At 54.9% G+C, this 275-nt stretch carries 1 pseudogene; it reads right to left on the bottom strand.

The annotated features are described in order from the left end of the window. Positions 1-189, bottom strand: a pseudogene (locus EOD29_RS31620) (type II secretion system F family protein); the annotation flags it as partial. Positions 190-275 lie beyond the last annotated feature (86 nt).

Raw genomic sequence — 275 nt, forward strand, 5'->3', positions numbered from 1 at the left:
ATCGATGGGGCGCTGGGCAGCGATCTTGGCAAGTTTCTCCTGTCCCAGCAAAGACCGGCGGTCGGCAATTCCTTCGGCAATAAGGCTTTGCGTCACCAGTTTTCGTGTCTGCAATGCCGGCAGAAGGATCAGCGCCCCGAAAAGGAAAAGGGCGACAGCGGCCACAAAGACCGCGACGGAAACCAACAAACCCAGATCCAGTCCACTCGCAAACAATTCCGCGCTCGCCTCTCTTAGATATCGAAGGTAACCATTCGATACATGATGTAGTCACC

The sequence above is a fragment of the Mesorhizobium sp. M1A.T.Ca.IN.004.03.1.1 genome, assembly GCF_003997555.1.
Taxonomy (GTDB): Bacteria; Pseudomonadota; Alphaproteobacteria; order Rhizobiales; family Rhizobiaceae; genus Mesorhizobium.